The 18,894-nt window shown below is 71.4% G+C and carries 18 protein-coding genes; 12 read left to right on the top strand and 6 right to left on the bottom strand.

Annotated features, from left to right (window positions below):
- Positions 1 to 17 precede the first annotated feature (17 nt).
- From BLV05_RS17750 to BLV05_RS38225, 6 genes are all read left to right on the top strand, one after another.
- Positions 18 to 1,307, top strand: a complete 1,290-nt coding sequence (locus BLV05_RS17750) for a serpin family protein (RefSeq protein WP_046770617.1) — start codon at positions 18 to 20, stop codon at positions 1,305 to 1,307.
- Positions 1,308 to 1,327: 20 nt separating this feature from the next.
- A complete protein-coding gene (locus tag BLV05_RS17745) occupies positions 1,328 to 2,572 on the top strand; it encodes a serpin family protein (protein WP_046770618.1) in 1,245 nt (414 codons plus the stop codon).
- Positions 2,573 to 2,596: 24 nt separating this feature from the next.
- On the top strand, positions 2,597 to 3,841 hold the full coding sequence (locus BLV05_RS17740; RefSeq protein WP_046770619.1) for a serpin family protein: 1,245 nt from the start codon (positions 2,597 to 2,599) through the stop codon (positions 3,839 to 3,841).
- 295 nt (positions 3,842 to 4,136) lie between these two features.
- Positions 4,137 to 5,666, top strand: a complete 1,530-nt coding sequence (locus tag BLV05_RS17735) for a GAF domain-containing sensor histidine kinase (RefSeq protein WP_052762765.1) — start codon at positions 4,137 to 4,139, stop codon at positions 5,664 to 5,666.
- Positions 5,667 to 5,676: 10 nt separating this feature from the next.
- Positions 5,677 to 6,318, top strand: coding sequence for a response regulator transcription factor (locus BLV05_RS17730; protein ID WP_197683185.1), 642 nt, complete (start codon positions 5,677 to 5,679; stop codon positions 6,316 to 6,318).
- Positions 6,319 to 6,528: 210 nt separating this feature from the next.
- The gene (locus BLV05_RS38225) at positions 6,529 to 6,663 is read left to right on the top strand and encodes a hypothetical protein (protein WP_267884895.1); all 135 of its coding nucleotides are present in this window, start codon (positions 6,529 to 6,531) and stop codon (positions 6,661 to 6,663) included.
- 159 nt (positions 6,664 to 6,822) lie between these two features.
- Here BLV05_RS38225 and BLV05_RS17725 read toward each other — a convergent pair whose 3' ends face one another.
- From BLV05_RS17725 to BLV05_RS17710, 4 genes are all read right to left on the bottom strand, one after another.
- Positions 6,823 to 7,800: a C40 family peptidase gene (locus BLV05_RS17725; RefSeq protein WP_052762766.1), complete on the bottom strand. Its 978-nt coding sequence runs from the start codon at positions 7,798 to 7,800 to the stop codon at positions 6,823 to 6,825.
- Positions 7,801 to 7,930: 130 nt separating this feature from the next.
- The gene (locus BLV05_RS17720; RefSeq protein ID WP_046770700.1) at positions 7,931 to 8,173 is read right to left on the bottom strand and encodes a hypothetical protein; all 243 of its coding nucleotides are present in this window, start codon (positions 8,171 to 8,173) and stop codon (positions 7,931 to 7,933) included.
- A gap of 916 nt (positions 8,174 to 9,089) precedes the next feature.
- Positions 9,090 to 10,382, bottom strand: coding sequence for an NYN domain-containing protein (locus tag BLV05_RS17715; protein WP_046770622.1), 1,293 nt, complete (start codon positions 10,380 to 10,382; stop codon positions 9,090 to 9,092).
- On the bottom strand, positions 10,379 to 10,615 hold the full coding sequence (locus BLV05_RS17710; RefSeq protein WP_046770623.1) for a hypothetical protein: 237 nt from the start codon (positions 10,613 to 10,615) through the stop codon (positions 10,379 to 10,381). The genes BLV05_RS17715 and BLV05_RS17710 overlap by 4 nt, the downstream gene beginning before the upstream one ends.
- Before the next feature lie 136 nt (positions 10,616 to 10,751).
- Here BLV05_RS17710 and BLV05_RS17705 point away from each other — a divergent pair, with 136 nt between their 5' ends.
- Both BLV05_RS17705 and BLV05_RS17700 read left to right on the top strand, forming a co-directional pair.
- Positions 10,752 to 12,494, top strand: coding sequence for a DEDD exonuclease domain-containing protein (locus tag BLV05_RS17705; protein WP_046770624.1), 1,743 nt, complete (start codon positions 10,752 to 10,754; stop codon positions 12,492 to 12,494).
- A 105-nt stretch (positions 12,495 to 12,599) separates the two neighbouring features.
- Complete coding sequence (locus tag BLV05_RS17700; protein WP_046770625.1) at positions 12,600 to 12,881, top strand: Lrp/AsnC family transcriptional regulator; 282 nt, start codon at positions 12,600 to 12,602, stop codon at positions 12,879 to 12,881.
- A gap of 5 nt (positions 12,882 to 12,886) precedes the next feature.
- Here the strand turns inward: BLV05_RS17700 and trpD are convergent, their stop codons facing one another.
- A complete protein-coding gene (trpD, locus tag BLV05_RS17695) occupies positions 12,887 to 13,924 on the bottom strand; it encodes an anthranilate phosphoribosyltransferase (protein WP_046770626.1) in 1,038 nt (345 codons plus the stop codon).
- Positions 13,921 to 14,340, bottom strand: a complete 420-nt coding sequence (locus BLV05_RS17690; protein ID WP_046770627.1) for a response regulator — start codon at positions 14,338 to 14,340, stop codon at positions 13,921 to 13,923. Before BLV05_RS17690 ends, trpD begins: the two co-directional genes overlap by 4 nt.
- Positions 14,341 to 14,549: 209 nt before the next feature.
- On the opposite strand from BLV05_RS17690, the gene ctaE reads away from it, so the two are divergent.
- Genes ctaE through qcrB form a run of 4 tightly spaced genes read left to right on the top strand, consistent with a single transcriptional unit; the run spans position 14,550 to position 18,803 of the window.
- Positions 14,550 to 15,197, top strand: coding sequence for an aa3-type cytochrome oxidase subunit III (gene ctaE / locus BLV05_RS17685; RefSeq protein ID WP_082155511.1), 648 nt, complete (start codon positions 14,550 to 14,552; stop codon positions 15,195 to 15,197).
- 11 nt (positions 15,198 to 15,208) lie between these two features.
- Positions 15,209 to 16,060 carry a cytochrome bc1 complex diheme cytochrome c subunit gene (qcrC, locus tag BLV05_RS17680; protein WP_231948546.1) on the top strand — a complete coding sequence of 284 codons (852 nt, stop codon included), beginning with the start codon at positions 15,209 to 15,211 and terminating at the stop codon, positions 16,058 to 16,060.
- Positions 16,057 to 17,148, top strand: a complete 1,092-nt coding sequence (gene qcrA / locus BLV05_RS17675; protein WP_046770629.1) for a cytochrome bc1 complex Rieske iron-sulfur subunit — start codon at positions 16,057 to 16,059, stop codon at positions 17,146 to 17,148. The genes qcrC and qcrA overlap by 4 nt, the downstream gene beginning before the upstream one ends.
- Positions 17,145 to 18,803 carry a cytochrome bc1 complex cytochrome b subunit gene (qcrB, locus tag BLV05_RS17670; protein WP_046770630.1) on the top strand — a complete coding sequence of 553 codons (1,659 nt, stop codon included), beginning with the start codon at positions 17,145 to 17,147 and terminating at the stop codon, positions 18,801 to 18,803. The genes qcrA and qcrB overlap by 4 nt, the downstream gene beginning before the upstream one ends.
- Positions 18,804 to 18,894 lie beyond the last annotated feature (91 nt).

Raw genomic sequence — 18,894 nt, 5'->3', positions numbered from 1 at the left:
CGCCCGGAGGTGCCCTCATGTCCCTGCCCCGCGTGGTCACCGCGGTGCTCGCCGGCGCGTTGCTGGTCGCCGGGTGCGGCGCCAGCCCGGAGTACGAGGCCGACGGCGGCGGTGACGGCTCCGGCGGCGCGGGCGAGGCCGCCGCGTCGCCCACCACCGACCCGGGTCCGGCGCCGCGCATCGACGTCGTCGCCGATCTCGCGCCGGCCGACGCCGGCACCGTCGGCGCGTCGGTCAACCAGTTCGGCTTCGACCTGCTCGGCGAGCTGACCGACGGCGGCGAGAACACCGTCACGTCGCCGGTCTCCGTCGCGTCCATGCTGGCCATGGTCCTGGCCGGGGCCGGCGGCGAGACCGCCGAGGCCATGGCCGGCACGCTGCACCTCCAGGACCCCCGCGACGTCCGGGTCGGGGCGCTGCTGCGGCAGCTGGCCGACACCACCGACGTCACGCTGGCGCCGGCCAACGCGCTGTGGGCGCAGGAGGGCGTCCCGTTCGAGGACGACTACCTCTCGTTCGTCCGCGACTCGTTCGGCGCCACCGTCGACGAGGCCGACCTCGGGTCGCAGGACACCGCCGACGAGATCGACGCCTGGGTGCGCGAGCACACCGAGGACCGCATCGACGGCATCGCCCGCGACCTCGGCCTGCCCGACGCGCAGGCGGCGCTCGTCCTCGTCAACGCCGTCTACTTCCTCGGCACCTGGACCACCCAGTTCGACCCCGCCGACACGCAGACCGAGCCGTTCACGCTGGCCGACGGCGGCAGCGCCGACGTCCCGCTGATGTTCCTGCGCGAGCAGACGCTGCCGTTCGTCCAGCGCGACGGCTACTCCATGCTGCGGCTGCCCTACGGCGCCGACGGCCGGTACGGCATGGAGATCCTGCTCCCCGACGACGCCGCCGGGCTGCCGGGCCTGCTCTCGTCGCTGGACGCCACCGAGTGGGCGGCCGCCGTCGCCGCCCTGACGCCACAGGACCTGCAGACGGTCGTGGTGCCGAAGTTCGAGCTGGAATGGAACGCCGACCTCGGCGACGCGCTCACGGCGCTCGGCATGGGGCCGGCCTTCCAGGGCGCCGACTTCCGGCCGATGTCGCCGCAGTCGCAGGACCTCGCCAGCGTCGTGCACAAGACCTACATCCGGGTCGACGAGGCCGGCACCGAGGCCGCGGCCGTCACCGGCGGGGTCACCCGCAGCTCGGCCGGCCAGAGCTTCCGGGTGGACCGTCCGTTCGCGTTCACCATCTCCGACAGCCAGACCGGGACCATCGTCTTCCTCGGGGCGGTGACCGACCCGCGCGGCTGAGCATCACCTTGGGGGCAGCCATGTCGTACACCCGTCTGATCGCCGGCGTCCTGGCCGGCGGGCTGCTGGCCGCGGCCTGCGGAACGGCCGAGTCGCCGGGTTCCGGCTCGAGCACCGGCGGTGGCTCGGCGCTGCCCCTGCAGCTGGTCGCCGACCTCGATCCGGCCGACGCCGGCGCCGTCGGCTCGTCCGTCAACCAGTTCGGCTTCGACCTGCTCGGCCAGCTCGCCGAGGACGGCGAGAACACCGTCACGTCGCCGGTCTCCGCGGCCGCGCTGCTCGCCATGGTGCTCGCCGGTGCCGGCGGCCAGACGGCGGACGAGATGGCCGCTGTCCTCCACCTCGACGACTCGCGCGACGTCCGGGTCGGCGCGCTGCTGCGCGAGCTGGCCGACACCGACGACGTCACCCTGTCCGTGGCCAACGCGCTGTGGGCGCGCGACGGCTACCCGTTCGAGGAGAACTACCTGGCCTTCGCCCGCGACTCCTTCGGCGCCACGATCGACGACGCCGACCTCGGGTCGCAGGAGACCGCCGACGAGATCGACGCCTGGGTGCGCGACCAGACCGAGGACCGCATCGACGGCATCGCCGAAGACCTCGGACTGCCGAGCGGCGACGCCGTCCTGGTGCTGCTCAACGCCGTCTACTTCCTCGGCACCTGGACGACCCAGTTCGACCCGGCCGACACCCGCGACGAGCCGTTCCTGCTGGCCGACGGCAGCACGGCCGATGTGCCGCTCATGCACAGCACGGACGTCTCCGTTCCGGTCGTCCAGCGCGACGGCTACCAGATGGCTCGGCTGCCCTACGGCGAGGACGAGCGGTACGCCATGGAGATCCTGCTGCCCGACCACGGCGCGGACCTGCCGCAGTTGCTCGCGTCGCTCGACGCCGCCGAGTGGGCCGCCGCCGTCGGCGCGCTGCAGGAGCGGCACGTGAGCGAGCTGGCGCTGCCGCGGTTCGAGCTGGAATGGAAGGCCGATCTCAACGAATCACTCCGCGCCCTCGGCATGGAGAGCGCGTTCGGCGGCGGCGACTTCACCCCGATGTCGCCGGAGAACCCGTTCCTCGAGACCGTGGTGCAGAAGACCTACATCCGGGTCGACGAGGCCGGTACCGAGGCGGCCGCCGTCACCGGCGGGATGATGGCGCAGTCAGCGGGCAACAGCTTCCGGGTGGACCGGCCGTTCGCGTTCACCATCTCCGACAGCCGGACCGGCACGATCCTGTTCCTCGGCACCGTGACCGATCCACGCGGCTGACACACCATCCCCAAGGGGGCAGCCATGCCGACCACCCGACCGATCACCGGCGTCCTGGCCGGCGCTCTGCTGCTCGCCGCCTGCGGGACGAACGCGTCGACCGAGGACTCGCCCGGTGACGCAGCCGCGGCTGCGGCCCGGATGGAACTGGTCGCCGACCTCGCGCCGGGCGACGCGGCCGCCGTCGGCTCCTCGGTCAACCAGTTCGGCTTCGATCTGCTCGGCCAGCTCGCCGAGGAAGGCGAGAACACGGTCACGTCGCCGGTGTCCGCGGCCGCGCTGTTGGCCATGGTCCTGGCCGGCGCGGGCGGACAGACTGCGGATGAGATGGCCGCCGTCCTGCACCTCGACGACTCGCGCGACGTCCGGGTCGGGGAGCTGCTGCGGGAGCTTGCCGACACCGACGACGTCACGCTCTCCACCGCCAACGCGCTCTGGGCGCAGCCGGGCGTGCCGTTCGAGGACGACTATCTGGCTTTCGCTCGCGACTCCTTCGGCGCGACCGTCGACGAGGCCAATCTCGGGTCGCAGGAGACCGCCGACGAGATCGACGCCTGGGTCCGGGACCAGACCGAGGACCGCATCGACGGCATCGCCGAGGAGCTCCGGCTGCCGAACCCGAACGCCGTGCTCGCGCTCGTGAACGCCGTCTACTTCCTCGGCACCTGGACCACCCCGTTCGATCCGGACGACACCCGCGACGGCGGCTTCCGGCTCTCCGACGGCCGCACCGTGACGGTGCCGCTCATGCAGCTCACCGACACGGTCCCTCTGGTCGTGCAACGCGACGGCTACCAGATGCTGCGACTCCCCTATGGCGAGGACGAGCGGTACGCCATGGAGATCCTGCTCCCCGACACCGACTCCAGCCTGCCGCAGCTGCTGTCGTCGCTCGACGCCGCGGAGTGGGCCGCAGCTGTCGCCGAGCTGCGCCCTCAGCACGTGAGCGAGCTGGTGCTGCCGCGGTTCGAGCTGGAGTGGGAGGCCGAGCTCAACGACGCGCTCATCGCCCTCGGCATGGGCAGCGCGTTCGACGGCGGCGACTTCACGCCGATGTCGCCGGTGAACCCGGCCCTCAGCGTCGTCGCGCAGAAGACCTACATCCGGGTCGACGAGACCGGCACCGAGGCGGCCGCGGTCACGGGTGGCGCCATGATCGTCTCGGCCGGGCAGCAGTTCCGGGTGGACCGGCCGTTCGCGTTCACCATCTCCGACAGCCGGACCGGCACGATCCTGTTCCTCGGCGCCGTCGCCGACCCCCGCGGATGAGCCCGCGATGTCCGTTTCGGCGGCGGAATGGCACCGGCCGAATCGGGCCCATAACGTACTTCTGCCCCCCGCGCGACTCGAAGCGGAGATGGTGTCACAGCGTCACACCACGCTTCGAAGCCGTCACTGCCAGTAACGACCCTTCCTGTGGGACAGATCACGTTTCCATGATCCAATTCACGTCTCGAAGTACGGGCACATGCCGCGATTCGGAACTCGCGGATCGAGGTTTTACGGCAAACTGCCGCCTGTGAGTGTGTGGGCACCCGATTCCGTCCAGCGTCATTGGCATGGCGTGGCCGTCGCGCGGCCCGGCATGCTCGCGCTCGTCATCGCCCTGACCGGCTCGGCCCGCAGCGTCGTCACCGACTGGTGGTGGCTCGGCGCGCTGGCCCTCGTCGCGCTGGCGGCCGCGATCTCCGAACGGATCCTCCCGCGCACCCGCGTACGGGTGGCCGCGGAGATGGCGCTGGCCTCGGTCATCGTCGGTCTCGGGCTGCCCGAGGCGTACCTCGCGCTCCCGTACCTGCTGGTGCCGGCGTTCGCCGCCGGACTGGCCGGCAGCATCATGGGCACGGCCATCACCACGCTCACCGGCGCGATCGGCCTGGTCATCGGCAACATCCTCGCCGGTGGCAACCTCATCGAGCTGCCCACGTTCGGCAGCGTCTCCGTCTGGGTCGTCATCATCTTCGCCACCGGCGCCATCGGGGCATGGGTGCTGCGGCTGGACAGCATCCAGATCGCCGACGGCGGGCGCTACGCCGCCGCGTACCGGCTGCTGTCCGAGCTGCGGGTGGTGTCGCGCCGGCTGTCCGTCGGCCTCGACCCCGGCACGCTGGCGGAGGGCCTGCTCGACCACGTCGCCGGGCCGCTCGCCGTCCGCCGGGCCGCGCTGCTGGTGCGGCGCGAGGGCGGCAACCTGTTCCCGCTCGCCCACCGCGGCGAGGACGACGGCTGGCTGCTCGGCGCCGAGCGCGACCCCGTCGTCCTCGAGGCGTGGAGCAGCGAGACGCCCGCCTGGACCCCGAACGGGCGGCGCGGCTACCGCGTCGTGCTGCCGCTGCGGGTCGGGTCGCGCACGATGGGCGTCATCGTCGCCGACGTGCCCGACCAGGTCTCGTCCGAGGAGCTGCAGCTGCTCGTCGGCTCCACCGACGAGGGCGCGCTGCGGCTGGAGACCGCGCTGCTCTTCGACGAGGTGCGCGAACTGGCCACCCGCGAGGAGCGGCGCCGGCTGGCGCGCGAGATCCACGACGGCATCGCCCAGGAGCTGACCTCGCTGGGCTACCTCGTCGACGATCTCATCGCCCGCACCACCGACGCCGACGCCAAGTCGCTGTCGACCACGCTGCGGCAGGAGCTCACCCGCATCCTGTCCAACCTGCGGCACTCGATCTTCGACCTGCGCAGCGACCTCGACCACGACGGCGGCCTCGGCACGTCGCTGTCGGCCTACGCCCGTCAGGTGGGCACCCAGGCCGGGCTCAAGGTGCATCTCGCGCACCAGGAAGAGCACGACCGCCTGCGTCCCGAGGTCGAGGCCGAGCTGCTGCGCATCGGGCAGGAGGCCATCACGAACGTGCGCAAGCACGCCAAGGCGAAGAACCTGTGGGTCACCGTGAACGTCAGCCCGCCCAACGCGCAGATCCGCGTGGTCGATGACGGCATGGGCATGCGAGAGCTGCCACGCGGCCGCTACGGTCTGGAGATCATGGCGGAGCGGGCCCGGCGGGTCGGCGCAAAGCTCGACATAGATGAAGGGCCCGAGGGCGGCACGGTCGTCGACGTATCCCTCGGCAACATTGCTCATGGAGAGGGGTAACACCGTGCCCATGTCGGTCATGCTCGTGGACGACCACGAGCTCATCCGCCAAGGTCTGCGCCGCGCCTTCGAGCGCGACGCCGGATTCACCGTGGTCGGCGAGGCCGCCACCGTCGCCGAGGCGCACAAGCTGGCCGAGGCGACCCAGCCCACGGTGGCGGTCATCGACATCCGGCTTCCCGATGGCAGCGGCCTGGAGCTGGCGCAGCGGCTCCGGGAGACCCGCGGCGACATCGGCCTGGTCATCCTCACCATGTATGCCGGCGACGACCACCTGTTCGGCGCGCTCGACGCCGGCGCCTCGGCGTTCGTCCCGAAGAGCTCCCCCAGCGACGACGTCGTCGCCGCCGCCCGCCACGCCGCCGCCACCCCGTCCGCGTTCGTCGCCGACGGCCTGGCCGAGGCCATGCAGCGGCGTCTGCACCCCACCGGGCCGCAGCTCACGCGGCGCGAGCGCGAGGTGCTCGACCTGCTCGCCGACGGCCTCGGCGTGTCGAGCATCGCCCGCAAGCTGTACATCAGCGAGTCGACCACGAAGACGCACGTCTCGAAGCTCTACGACAAGCTCAACGCCTCCAACCGGGCCCAGGCGATCATGGCCGCGGTACGAGCTGGGCTGTTGAGCAATGGCGACGAGGCGCATCCGGGGTAATGTGACACCAGGACGCGATGCCGTGACATCGGGGCCGTTCGTGTGACACTGCGTGACGCGCCGTCACCGAGTGTGACGCACCTCCCCCGTTCGGTCGATACGTAAGTAGACGCTCGCTCCATCGACCCCGAAGTGATCTGACCTCATCCTTGATGTAGGCCGGTAATTGACCTGCCGGTATGAGGTTGAGATGTCCGGGGGTGGTCGACCATGCGTGACGCACTACGAGAGCAGAGTTCTCTGCGCATCGAGAGCGCTCTGATGCGGCTGGCCGTGTTCGCTGTGATCCTGGCCGGCACGTGGTTCATCAGCTGGCAGTTGGCACACGCCATCAGCGTCGGCTGACGTCGCACCGATCAGCGGTTGCACCGCGAGAGCAACCGGTGGAGCGAGGCACCCGTGACAACGGCGTCACGGGTGGCTCGTCCGGATTCGCTCCGAACGAAGAAGAGCCGGACGCCCAATGGGCGCCCGGCTCTCGTGCTTCTCTGAGTCTGTGGTGGGTCAGCCCGGCCGCGTGGCACCCGCGAACGGCATGAGGTCGACGTCGTCGACGCTCACGACGTCGCCCGGGTGGGTGGCGTGCACGATCTCGCCGCCGCCGATGTAGATGCCGACATGGCTGATGGGGCTGTAGTAGAACACGAGGTCACCGGGCTCGAGCTGGCTCTTCGAGACGCGGGTGCCGACGCCGATCTGGGAGCCGGACGAGCGCGGCAGGCTCACCCCGGCCTCGGCCCAGGCGGCGGACGTGAGACCCGAGCAGTCCCAGCTGCCCGGCCCGTTGCCGCCCCAAGCGTACGGCTCGCCGACCTGCGCCAACGCGAAGTCGACGACGACGCCGGCCCGGCCGGACACCGGCGGCGGGTCGGTCGTCTCCTCGTCCTCTTCGGCCTCGTCGTCCTCGTCGCGGTCGGGGATCTCGGAGTTCTCTTCGCGGTCCTCTTCGAGCTGCTCCAGCTCTTCGGCCTCGAGCTCGTCGAGGATCTCCTGCGCGTCGGCCAGCAGCTGCTCGACGGTCGCCTTCTCCGTCTCGAGCGTGGCCTCGATGGCCTGCTGGCGGGTCATCTCCTCGTCGGCCATCAGCCGGGCCGTCTCGTAGCTGCGGCTCACGTCGGCGGCGCTGGCCAGGCTCTCGGCCTGCTGCCCGGCGAACGCGTTCATGACCGAGGCCTGCGCGAGGAACTCCTCGGGACTCTCGGCCAGCAGCGTCTGCAGCGTCGGGTCGACGATGCCACCGGACCGGTAGGTGGCCGCGGCGTAAGCGCCGATCTGCGCCCTGACGGTGTCGACCGCCTCCTGCTGCCGGTCGACCGACGCCTGCGCCCGCTCGATGCGTCGCTGCACCTCGGTGAGCTCGTCGGTAGCGGCGTTGTACCGCTCCGTCGCCTGCTCCGCCTGCAGGTACAGGCCGTCGACCTGCTCCCTGACCTCGGAGATCGTCGGCTTCGGGTCGGCGCTGCTCTGCGTGATGAGGGTCATGCCCCCGGTGACGCTGACGGCTGCGGTGCACAGTGCGACTAGCGCGCGGCGCGGACGGCGGGGGTGACCACCTGGCTCAGGCACTCTGGTCCTTCCTTCGGGGCGGGATTCAGGCACCTGGGCCGGGAGCCTAGCCAGCCTCACGTGCCTCCCGCAAATCCCTGGCGGGGGTTTCGGCCGAATTTCTCGCCGCGCCGTCACCCTCTGTGACGACCAGACGCAACGGCGGCACCAGACCGGCCTCCGCGAGCACGCCGAGCGCCTGGCGCTCCTCACCGCCCAACTCACTGTCGATGGGCCCCAGGAGAACCGAGACCACGCAGTCCGAACACGCCAGGCCCCGCATCTCGCAGCGATCGCAGTCGATGTGCATGACCATCCCTCCCTCTCACGCCTTCCGCGACGAGCTCTCCTCCCCGCTGATCACGACGGTAGGGGCAGGGTCCGACAAGGTCTCCATGAGACGACAGTTATCCCAGGTGACGGGTGTGATTGGTGTGATCTCGTTGGCCTGTATTGCTGAGTTGGCCTGCCCCCTGCGCTTTCGATTGTCGGGGGCGCGGGAGGCCGCCTCAAGCGGACTATTGGGCGCTTCGCGCGACGATGACCGCTTGACCCGGCCTCCCGCGCCCCCGGTACAGCAGCGTCAGGGGTCGCCCCAAAGATGGGCCCTGGCTTCCAAGGCTCGCTGTGCTTCTGGTCCGCTGGCCGCTCGCCCTTCCTGGATGGTGTTCTGGGGACCGACTCCGCCGTTGGTCATCCTCCGCTGGCCTCTTCACCCGCCGCAAGTGCACCTCACCCGCCAGAAATGCGCACCCGACCTCGAACCGACCCCAGTACGGCCCTCAGGCGAGTGAGGAGCACCCCAGCCGAGTGAGGTGCACGTGGCGCCGCTGCCCCGCCCATGATCATGTTCCCTGGCGGCGCCTCAGCGACCGCCAGGGAACATGATCATGGGCGGGTGCGGCCAGCAGAGCTCAACCAGAGCGGAGTCGGTCGCCCACCAACAGCGGCACGAGGAGGCCGGCGGACCCGTCACCAACGGCGGAGTCGGTCGCCAGGAAGGTGCGGCCGTGAGAGGCCGGCGGAGAGCGAACAGCCAGCGGGCCCGAAAGCCCGGTCCACTTTCCGGAAGGCCCCCTGATGGCTGTGAGAACGAGGGCGCGGCGGCGCGGGTCATGCGGTCATCGACGGCGCGAAGCGCCCAACAGTCCGCTTGAGGCGCGCCGCCGCGCCCTCGACCATCGAACAGCAGGGGGCCGAGGAACCGGCCAACTAACGAAAACAACTCACCGACTGAGCAACCCCACCAACGCCACCGCCTCGACGCTGCGCACCCCGGGCCGGCGAACCCCCTCGGCGATCTCGCGATCCGACGACACGACCACCACCGGGCGGCCTTGGGGCTCGGCCCGCACCATGCGCCGGATGAGCTCGTCGGCCGACTGTCCCGTCGGGCTGAACCGGACCCGGATCCCCGACCCCGGGACCGGCGGCGGCACCGTCACGTCCGCCCCGTCGAAGACCAGGGTGACCTCGGCGCCCGTCCGCGCCCCCACCGCCGACAGCCCCTGCGCGAGCCGCGACCGCTGGGCGTCCAGCGGCATGGTCGGCCAGGCGGTCTTGGTGACGTTGTAGCCGTCGACGATAAGGTGCACGCGCGGCAGCGACAGCAGCTCGTCCAGGTACCCGGGCTCGTCGGCGGCGCGGGCGCGGCCTACCGCGCCGCCGTCCAGGGGTCCGCCGGGGACGGCCGCCTCGACGGTGTCGGCGGGCGAGAGGGTCGAGGCGGGCAGCGCCAGCTCGCGACGGAGGCCCGCCGCGGCGTCGCCGAGCGTGTCCAGCAGGAGCGCGAGCCGAGCCGTGCCGAGGCCGCGTTCGGCCCGGCCGCTGCGGCGGGCGGCTTCCAGGGCGGCTTCGGCGTCGGCCAGCCGGGTCCGGAGCCGGCGCGCGTCGACCTCGGCCGTGCGCAGCGCCGCCCGGGCGTCGGCCAGCTCGCGGCCGGCCTGCTCCTGCTCGTCCTGCTCCAGTTGCCGGGCCTCACTCAGCCGCTCGCGCGTCTCCTGGATTCGCCGCCGCAGCATGGTGTTCTCGGCCTTGAGGCGGTCGATCTCCGCGCGCATCGTCGTGCGCATCTCCCGCGTGGACGCGCGGGCAGCGTCGAGCTGCTCGCGGAGACGCTCGGCGGCGGCCGCCTCGCGGGTGAGCCGGGCCTCGTCGTCACCGCGGCGGACGGAGGCCGCGGCGGTCTCGACCATCGTCTCCCAGCCGTCCGGGCGCAGCAGGTAGGCGAGGACGGCGACGTCGACGGGGTCGGCGGCGGCCGGCGTCGTCCCCGCCTCGAGGGCCGTCGCGAGGGCGGGGTCGGCGGCGGACGCGGCGTCGAGGACGCGGCGCCGGAAGCCCGGCTCGGTGTCGAGCGCCGACGCGATCGCGCCGGCGCCGAGCCGCGCCCGCTTGGCCGCCGCGAACCGGGCGACCGGACGCAGCACGCCGGGCACGTCACCGGCGGGCAGCGAGCCGAGCACGTCCGACCCGAGAGCGACCAGCCGCGCCCGCACCGCGTCGGGCAGGGTGCTCACGCGGAGTCTGGCCGCGCGACGAGCTCCACCGTTCCCTCACCACCGCACCAGCGGCAGACCACCCGCTCGACGGACTCGGCCAGGACGTCCGTCTCCTCGACCTTCGGCACGCCGGCGAGGTCGACGTGGACGAACTCGCGCACGCGGCTGGACCGCACGACGTCGAACCGGGTCAGGTTGCCGCACTGCGCGCAGCGCCACCGAGTGGTCTCGGACGGCTGGGGAACGGGCATGGGCTGCTCCTCGGCGTCGGGTCGTCGGACGTGTTCCCGCCCAGCGTAGGCCGTTCCTCAGCGCGTCGTGCCCGGAGATTGTCAGTGCCGATGCCTACTGTGCGGATCAGGTGGCCGAGACCGAGAGGGGTGGGACATGACGGCGGTGGCCATCCAGGGCACGCTCGACGAGATCGGCATGCCGCTGGTCTCCACCACGTTCGTGGTGGTCGACCTCGAGACCACCGGCGGGGCGCCCGACGGCAACGAGATCACCGAGATCGGGGCGGTGAAGGTGCGCGGCGGCGAGGTCGTCGGCGAGTTCGACTCGCTGGTCCGCCCGTCGTCGGCCATCCCGCCGTTCATCGCGGTGCTGACCGGCATCACCGACCTCATGGTGGCCGGCGCGCCACGCATCCAGTCGGTGCTCCCGGCGTTCCTCGAGTTCGCCCGCGGCAGCGTCATCGTCGCCCACAACGCGCCGTTCGACGTCGGGTTCCTGAAGGCGGCCTGCGAGGTCACCGGCACCCACTGGCCGACGTTCCAGGTGCTCGACACCGCGCGGCTGGCCCGCCGGGTGCTGTCGCGCGACGAGGCCCGCGACTGCAAGCTGTCCACGCTGGCCCGGCTGTTCCGCGCCTCCACGACGCCCAACCACCGGGCGCTCGCCGACGCCCGCGCCACCGTCGACGTCCTGCACGGGCTGTTCGAGCGGCTCGGCAACGTCGGCGTGCACACCGTCGAGGAGCTCGCGCTCTGGCAGAGCAAGGTCACCGTGGCGCAGCGGCAGAAGCGGCACCTGTCCGAGCAGCTGCCGCACGCGCCCGGCGTCTACATGTTCACCGCGCCCGACGGCGAGACGCTCTACGTCGGCAAGAGCAAAGACATGCGCACCCGCGTGCGCACCTATTTCACGGCGTCCGAGACCCGGCCGCGCATGACCGAGATGGTCTCCATCGCCACCGGCGTCACCGGCATCCAGTGCGCCACGCCGCTGGAGGCCGAGGTCCGCGAGCTGCGGCTGATCGCCGAGCGCAAGCCCCGGTACAACCGGCGGTCGCGCTTCCCCGAGCGCGGCAGCTGGCTCAAGCTCACCGTCGAGGCGTTCCCGCGGCTCTCGCTGGTCCGCCAGGTCCGCGACGACGGCTCGGCCTACCTCGGGCCGTTCGGGTCGCGGCGCATCGCCGAGGCGGCCATGACGGCCGTGCACGAGGCGGTCCCGATCCGCCAGTGCACGCAGCGGCTCTCCGCGTCGCCGTCGTCGTCGGCGTGCATCCTGGCCGACATGGGCCGCTGCGGCGCGCCCTGCACCGGCGCGGAGTCGGCGACGGAGTACGCGGTCCACGTCGACCAGGTACGCCAGGCGTTCACCGGCGACCCCGGACCGCTGGTGCGCCGGCTGCTCGAGCGCATCACGGCGCTGGCCGGGCAGGAACGCTACGAGGAGGCGGCGGTCCGGCGCGACCGGCTGGCCACGCTGGTGCGCTCGCTCGTCCGGTCGCAGCGCATGGCGTCGCTGGCGTCGGTGCCGCAACTGGTGGCGGCGCGGCGGCGTGAGGTGGGTGGGTGGGAGCTGCACGTCGTCCGGCACGGCCGGCTGGCCGGCGCCGAGGTCACCCCGCCCGGCGTCGACCCGCGGCCTGCCGTCGAGGCGCTCGTCGCGACGGCCGAGACAGTGCAACCGGCGCCCGTGCCGCTGCCGGCCGCCACCGCCGAAGAGACCGAGTGCGTGCTGCGCTGGCTCGACACCCCCGGCACCCGACTGGTCCGCGTCGACGGCGTCTGGTCGCTGCCGTGGCCCAGCGCGGCCGGCTACACCGCCGTCGCCGACGCCCGCGACGACGACCAGCGCGCGGCCCGTCCGTTCGCCGACCGCCGTCCCCTGCGCCCGTTGCACTAGTCTCTTTTCCCTTGTGGGACTCAACGCTGCCAGGAACCTCGCGGTCGGCCCCCGGTGCAGCCGGTAGTGTCGGCGCCGAACCGGCACACCCCGAGGAGACATCACGTGATCACCGCCATCGTGTTCATCCAGGCCGACGTCGCGCGCATCCCCGAGGTCGCGACGGAGATCGCCGCCCTCGACGGCGTCAGCGAGGTCTACTCGGTCACTGGCGAGATCGACCTCGTCGCCCTCGTGCGGGTCCGCACCCACGAGGCCATCGCCGAGGTCGTCGCCGACCGCCTCAACAAGGTCGACGGCGTGCTCAACACCGAGACGCACATCGCCTTCCGGACGTACTCCAAGCACGACCTCGAGGCCGCCTTCGCGCTCGGCGCCGAGGACTGACGGCGTCAGGCGGAGGCGGCCGCCACCCAGCGATCCAGCAGCCGCTCGGCCGCGCCGGAGTCCACGGCGGCCGTCGCCTTCTCCAGGCCGGCGGCCAGCCGGTCGGTCAGCGGGGCGTCGACGGCGTCGTACGCGGCCAGGCCGGCCGCCGCGTTGAGCAGCACCGCGTCGCGCACCGGACCCTGCTCGCCGCCGACGAACCGCCGGGCCACGCCGACGTTGTAGGCGACGTCGCCGCCGCGCAGCGCCTCGGCCGGCACCGGCGCGATGCCCAGCGACGCGGGGTCGAACCGCTCCTCCGTCACGTCGCCGTCGCGCACCACCCACACCCGCGACGTCGTCGTGGTGGTGAGCTCGTCGAGGCCGTCGTCGCCGCGGAAGACCAGGGCGGACGTGCCGCGTCCGGCCAGCACGCCGGCGATCAGGCCCGCCACTCGCGCGTCGGCCACGCCGACGGCCTGGGCGCTGGGCCGGGCCGGGTTGGCCATGGGGCCGAGCATGTTGAACGTCGTCTGGATGCCCAGCTCGCTGCGCGCCGTCGACGCGTGCCGCAGCGACGGGTGGAACGCCGGGGCGAAGCAGAACGTGATGCCGGCCTCGACGGCGATCTCGGCCACCCGCTGGGGCGGCAGGTCGAGCCGGATGCCGAGCCCTTCGAGCAGGTCGGCGGACCCGCACAGCGACGACGCCGCGCGGTTGCCGTGCTTGACGACGCGGGCGCTGGCGCCCGCAGCGGCGATGGCGGCCATGGTGGAGATGTTGACGGTGTGCGCACGGTCGCCGCCGGTGCCGACGATGTCCAGCGCGGGACCGGGGTCGGGGAACGGCGTCGCGACGTCGTACATGGCCTGGACCAGGCCGTCGAGCTCGGTGACCGTCTCGCCCTTGGCACGCAGCGCGACCGCGAACCCGGCGATCTGCACCGGCGTCGCCTCGCCGCGCATGATCTCGCCCATCGCCCAGGCGGCCGCCTCGGTGGAGAGGTCCTCGCCGCCGACGAGCGCCGTCAGGACGGCGGGCCAGGTCTGCTGCGTCTCGCTCATGACGTGGCGGGGACGCCGGACGACCGGCGTCGCATGAGGTCGGCGACGGCGTTGGCGACGGCGATGGGGTCGAGCGGGTGCGACACGACCGCCTCGGCCCGCGACCACGTCGCCAGCCAGGCGTCCTGCGGCCGGCCGATCAGCACCAGCACCGGCGGAGCGTTGTAGATCTCCTCTTTGATGGTGCGCGCGAGGCCCATGCCGCCGGCCGGGACCGCCTCGCCGTCGAGCACGGCGATGTCGATGCCGCCGGCGTCGAGCGTCCGGATGGCGACGGAGGGCGTGGCGACCTCGACGAACTCCACCTTCGGGAGGTCCGCCGCGGGACGCCGGCCGACGGCGAGCCGGACCTGCTCGCGCGTGGTGCGGTCGTCGCTGTAGACGAGGATCGTCATGGTCGGCTCGGTGCTGCTCATCCTGCGGGTCCTCGCTGGGATCTCTCGGGCTGGCTGGCTGGTCGAGACGATCGTACCGGTGCGCGCCCACCGGACCGCGAGAACCGTCTCGCCGTCCGACTATTGAGGTAAGGCTTGCTTTACCTCAAGGCGCCACCCACTATTGAGAGGACACGCCGGGAACTCTCAACCCCGGGGTCCTGTCGTGCTCGCGAACCGCGACCGACATAATGACGTGCGTGGCTTCCGCAACCGCCGTCGACGCTGCCCACACGCGGCAACCCGAGCGACCGAGTCTCGTCGCCGTCGGGGTGATCGTGTGGCTGTCCAGTGAGCTGATGTTCTTCGCGGCCCTGTTCGCGATCTACTTCACGCTCCGGTCCAACGCCCCCGCTCTGTGGGAACAGCAGTCCGAGCTGCTCAACGTCCCCTTCTCGCTGCTGAACACCACCGTTCTGGTGTTGTCTTCGGTCACCTGCCAGCTGGGCGTGCTGCGGGCCGAGCGCGGCCAGGTGGGCCGCCTGGGCAGCCTGCTGCAGATCGGCAAGTGGGGCATGCGCGAGTGGTTCGTGCTGACGTTCGTCATGGGCGCCTTCTTCATCGGCGGCCAGGTGTTCGAGTACGCCGAGCTGGCGATGCACGAGGGCCTGACGCTGTCCAGCGACCCGTACGGCTCGATCTTCTACCTCGCCACCGGGTTCCACGGCCTGCACGTCACGCTCGGCCTCGTCGCGTTCCTGTTCCTCCTGGGCCGCACCTTCATGACGCGCCGGTTCACCCACGAGCAGGCCACCAGCACGATCGTCGTGTCCTACTACTGGCACTTCGTCGACGTCGTCTGGATCGCCCTGTTCCTCACCATCTACGTGGTCAAGTGACGAGGAGAGACGTGCCCAGATCGTTGCCCGGCCGGCCCCGCGGCTCGCGGATCGGGGGGCTGCTGTCCACTCGGCGACGGCACCCGCTCGCCGCCCTCGCCGTCCTGGTGGCCGTGCTGTTCACCGCGGGCGGCGCATACGCCGCGCTGGCACCGACGACGGCGCAGAACGTCCAGGCCGCCTCGTCCACGCAGATCGAAGAGGGCCGGCAGCTGTTCGCCATCGGCTGCTCGTCCTGCCACGGGCTCAACGCCGAGGGCCAGGTCAACGACAACGGTGACGTCCTCGGCCCGTCGCTGATCGGCGTCGGCGCCGCCTCCGTCGACTTCCAGGTCGGCACCGGCCGGATGCCGCTGGCCGCCCCGGCCGCGCAGGCCGAGCGCAAGCCGGTCTCGTACACGCAGGACCAGATCGACGCCCTGGCCGAGTACGTCGCCTCGCTGGCGCCCGGACCGGGCCTCCCGGACGACGAGTGGCTCGACACCTCGCAGGGCGACGTCGGCCGCGGCGGCGAGCTGTTCCGCACCAACTGCTCGCAGTGCCACAACACCACCGGCCAGGGCGGTGCCCTGACGATGGGCCAGTTCGCGCCGAACCTCACCGGCGTCGAGCCGCGGCACGTCTACGAGGCCATGCTCACCGGCCCGCAGGCGATGCCGGTGTTCAGCGACGGGACTGTCACCCCCGAGGACAAGCGCGACATCATCACGTTCCTCGAGAGCGTGCAGAACGAGCCCGACCCTGGGGGTCTCGCCATCGGCCGGGCCGGCCCGGTCGCCGAGGGGCTCTGGGCGTGGCTGGTCGGTATCGGCCTGCTGATCGGCATGGCCACCTGGATCGTGACGAGGTCGTCGAAGGCATGAGCACGCACAACGAGAACCCCAGCGGCGACGAGCACGCCATCGTCCCCCACGGCGAGCACGCTGTGGAGCCGGCGGCGGCCGACCCGATCGCCGACCCCGGACTGCACCACGACGAGCTGCGGCTCACCGACGTCGACAAGAAGTCCGAGCGCCGCGCCGAACGGCAGGTGGCCGGCATGTTCGCGCTGGCCTCGCTGCTCACGGTCGCGTTCATCGTCTTCTACGTCGCGGTCGGCATCCACCCGAACGACCCCGAAGACGGCGTCAACATCGGCGACGTGCAGGTCTCCAACCTCACGCTCGGCCTGACGCTCGGACTGGCGCTGTTCCTCGTCGGCGCCGGCGCGGTCCAGTGGGCGCGGTCGCTGATGTCGTCCCCCGAGGTCGTGAACGAGCGGCACGAGCTGCGCAGCGACGACGAGACCCGCGCGGCCGCGCTGGCCGACTTCGACACCGGCACCGAGGAGTCCGGCTTCGGCCGGCGCAAGCTGATCCGCAACTCGCTGCTGGGCGCGCTGGCGCTGCTGCCGCTGCCCGCGGTGATCCTGCTGCGCGACCTCGGCCCCAACACCGGCGGGACGCCGGCCCAGCGCAAGGAGCACACCATCTGGGCCGAGGGCGTCCGCGTCCTCACCGACGTCACGTTCATGCCCATCCGGGCCGCCGACCTCGAGATCGGCCAGCTGGTCAACGCGATGCCCGCCACGTTCGAGGACCTGCCCGACCACGGGCCGGAGCGCATCAACGAGCGGGCCAAGTCGCCGGTCATGCTGGTGCGCATGCTGCCCGAGGACATCCACATCGCGGAGGGCCGCGAGAACTGGGGTGTCGACGGCATCCTGGCGTACTCCAAGATCTGCACGCACGTCGGCTGCCCGATCAGCCTCTACGAGCAGACCACGCACCACATGCTCTGTCCGTGCCACCAGTCGACGTTCGATCTCTCGGACAACGGCAAGGTGATCTTCGGTCCGGCGGCGCGGAGCCTTCCGCAGCTGCCGATCGCCGTAGACTCGGAGGGCTACCTGATCGCTCAGAGCGACTTCACCGAGCCCGTGGGGCCGAGCTACTGGGAGCGCACGCGATGAGCACCATCGTCAACGGTGCCGGCAAGGTCGTCGATTTCGTCGACCAGCGGATCACCGCGTCCAACTGGCTGAAGCGCAACATCCGCAAGGTCTTCCCCGACCACTGGTCGTTCCTGCTCGGGGAGATCGCGCTGTTCAGCTTCATCATGATCCTGCTGTCCGGAGTGTTCCTGTCGCTCTGGTTCAAGCCGACGATGGCGCACATCGTGTACGAGGGCGCCTACGTCCCGATGCGCGGCGTCGGCATGTCCGAGGCGTACGCGTCGACGCTGGAGCTGTCGTTCGAGGTGCGCGGCGGCCTGCTGATGCGTCAGGTGCACCACTGGGGCGCGCTGATCTTCCTGGCCGCCATGTCGGTGCACATGCTGCGGGTCTTCTTCACCGGCGCGTTCCGGAAGCCGCGCGAGATCAACTGGCTGATCGGCGTGACCCTGCTGGTCCTGGGCGTGGCGGCCGGCTTCACCGGCTACTCGCTTCCTGACGACCTCCTCTCGGGAACCGGGCTGCGGATCATCGAGGGCGGCATGCTCGCCATCCCGATCGTCGGCACCTATCTCTCGTCGTTCCTGTTCGGCGGCGAGTATCCCGGCGACGACATCATCGCCAGGCTCTATCCCATGCACATCCTGCTGATCCCTGGTCTCATCCTGGCGCTGGTGACGGCGCACCTGATGATCCTCTGGTACCAGAAGCACACCCACTGGGGCGGCCCGGGCAAGACGAACACCAACGTCGCCGGCGCGCCGTTCTTCCCGATCTACGTGGCCAAGGCCGGCGGCTTCCAGTTCATCGTCATGGGCGTCATCGTCCTGCTGGCCGCGACGATCCAGATCAACCCGGTCTGGCTGTGGGGTCCATACGATCCATCCGTGGTGTCGGCCGGCACCCAGCCCGACTGGTACGTCGGCTTCCTCGACGGCGCGCTACGTGTCATGCCAGCGTGGGAGTTCTACATCTTCGACCATCCGGTCTCGATGAGCGTGCTGATCCCGGCGATCCTGCTGCCCGGCATCATCCTGACGCCGCTCGCGCTGTACCCGTGGCTCGAGCAGAAGGCGACCGGCGACACTCGGGAGCACCACCTGCTGGACCGGCCGCGCAACGTGCCGGTGCGCACGGGCATCGGTGTCGCGTTCATCGTCTTCTACGTCCTGCTGTGGATCGCCGGCGGCAACGACTTCTTCGCGACGATCCTGGAGATCCCGGTCAACTGGATCACCTGGTTCATCCGCATCGGTATCTTCGTGCTGCCACCGCTGGCGTTCATCATGACGAAACGGATCTGCATCGGCCTCGAGCGGCGCGACCGCGACAAGGTCATGCACGGCCGCGAGACCGGCGTCGTCATGGTCAGCCCCGACGGCGAGTTCTCGGAGCTGCACGCCCCGCTGACGCAGCCCCAGGCCTACCAGCTGACGTGGCACGAGCGGCAGCTGCCGTCCGACCCCGGCCCGGCGACGGACGCCAACGGCATCCCGAACCCGAACTACCGCAGCAAGCGGGCCCAGGCGCGGCTCTCCCGCTTCTACTTCGGCGACGTCGTCCAGAAGCCCACCCGCGAAGAACTCGAGGCCGCCCACCACGACGGTCACGGCAACGGCCACGACGCCGTCGACCCCGCTCACCGCGACGAGCTGCCCAGCGGTCAGCAGTAGTCCGCTTCGCTTCACCGGCGCGCCCGGGTCGTCCAGTCGGATGGCCCGGGCGCTTCCTTGTGGGGCGCGACCACGAGTGGACGCCGACGGG

It is taken from the genome of Jiangella alkaliphila (assembly GCF_900105925.1).
GTDB lineage: Bacteria > Actinomycetota > Actinomycetes > Jiangellales > Jiangellaceae > Jiangella > Jiangella alkaliphila.
This window is presented reverse-complemented; position numbering and strand designations above follow the sequence as displayed.

Bases quoted from the DNA above. Each gene is read 5' to 3' on its own strand.
- BLV05_RS17750 (WP_046770617.1), top strand. From the start codon at position 18: ATGTCCCTGCCCCGCGTGGTCACCGCGGTGCTCGCCGGCGCGTTGCTG.
- BLV05_RS17745 (WP_046770618.1), top strand. From the start codon at position 1,328: ATGTCGTACACCCGTCTGATCGCCGGCGTCCTGGCCGGCGGGCTGCTG.
- BLV05_RS17740 (WP_046770619.1), top strand. From the start codon at position 2,597: ATGCCGACCACCCGACCGATCACCGGCGTCCTGGCCGGCGCTCTGCTG.
- BLV05_RS17730 (WP_197683185.1), top strand. From the start codon at position 5,677: ATGTCGGTCATGCTCGTGGACGACCACGAGCTCATCCGCCAAGGTCTG.
- BLV05_RS38225 (WP_267884895.1), top strand. From the start codon at position 6,529: ATGCGTGACGCACTACGAGAGCAGAGTTCTCTGCGCATCGAGAGCGCT.
- BLV05_RS17725 (WP_052762766.1), bottom strand. From the start codon at position 7,800: ATGACCCTCATCACGCAGAGCAGCGCCGACCCGAAGCCGACGATCTCC.
- BLV05_RS17720 (WP_046770700.1), bottom strand. From the start codon at position 8,173: ATGCACATCGACTGCGATCGCTGCGAGATGCGGGGCCTGGCGTGTTCG.
- BLV05_RS17710 (WP_046770623.1), bottom strand. From the start codon at position 10,615: ATGCCCGTTCCCCAGCCGTCCGAGACCACTCGGTGGCGCTGCGCGCAG.
- BLV05_RS17705 (WP_046770624.1), top strand. From the start codon at position 10,752: ATGACGGCGGTGGCCATCCAGGGCACGCTCGACGAGATCGGCATGCCG.
- trpD (WP_046770626.1), bottom strand. From the start codon at position 13,924: ATGAGCGAGACGCAGCAGACCTGGCCCGCCGTCCTGACGGCGCTCGTC.
- BLV05_RS17690 (WP_046770627.1), bottom strand. From the start codon at position 14,340: ATGAGCAGCACCGAGCCGACCATGACGATCCTCGTCTACAGCGACGAC.
- ctaE (WP_082155511.1), top strand. From the start codon at position 14,550: ATGACGTGCGTGGCTTCCGCAACCGCCGTCGACGCTGCCCACACGCGG.
- qcrA (WP_046770629.1), top strand. From the start codon at position 16,057: ATGAGCACGCACAACGAGAACCCCAGCGGCGACGAGCACGCCATCGTC.
- qcrB (WP_046770630.1), top strand. From the start codon at position 17,145: ATGAGCACCATCGTCAACGGTGCCGGCAAGGTCGTCGATTTCGTCGAC.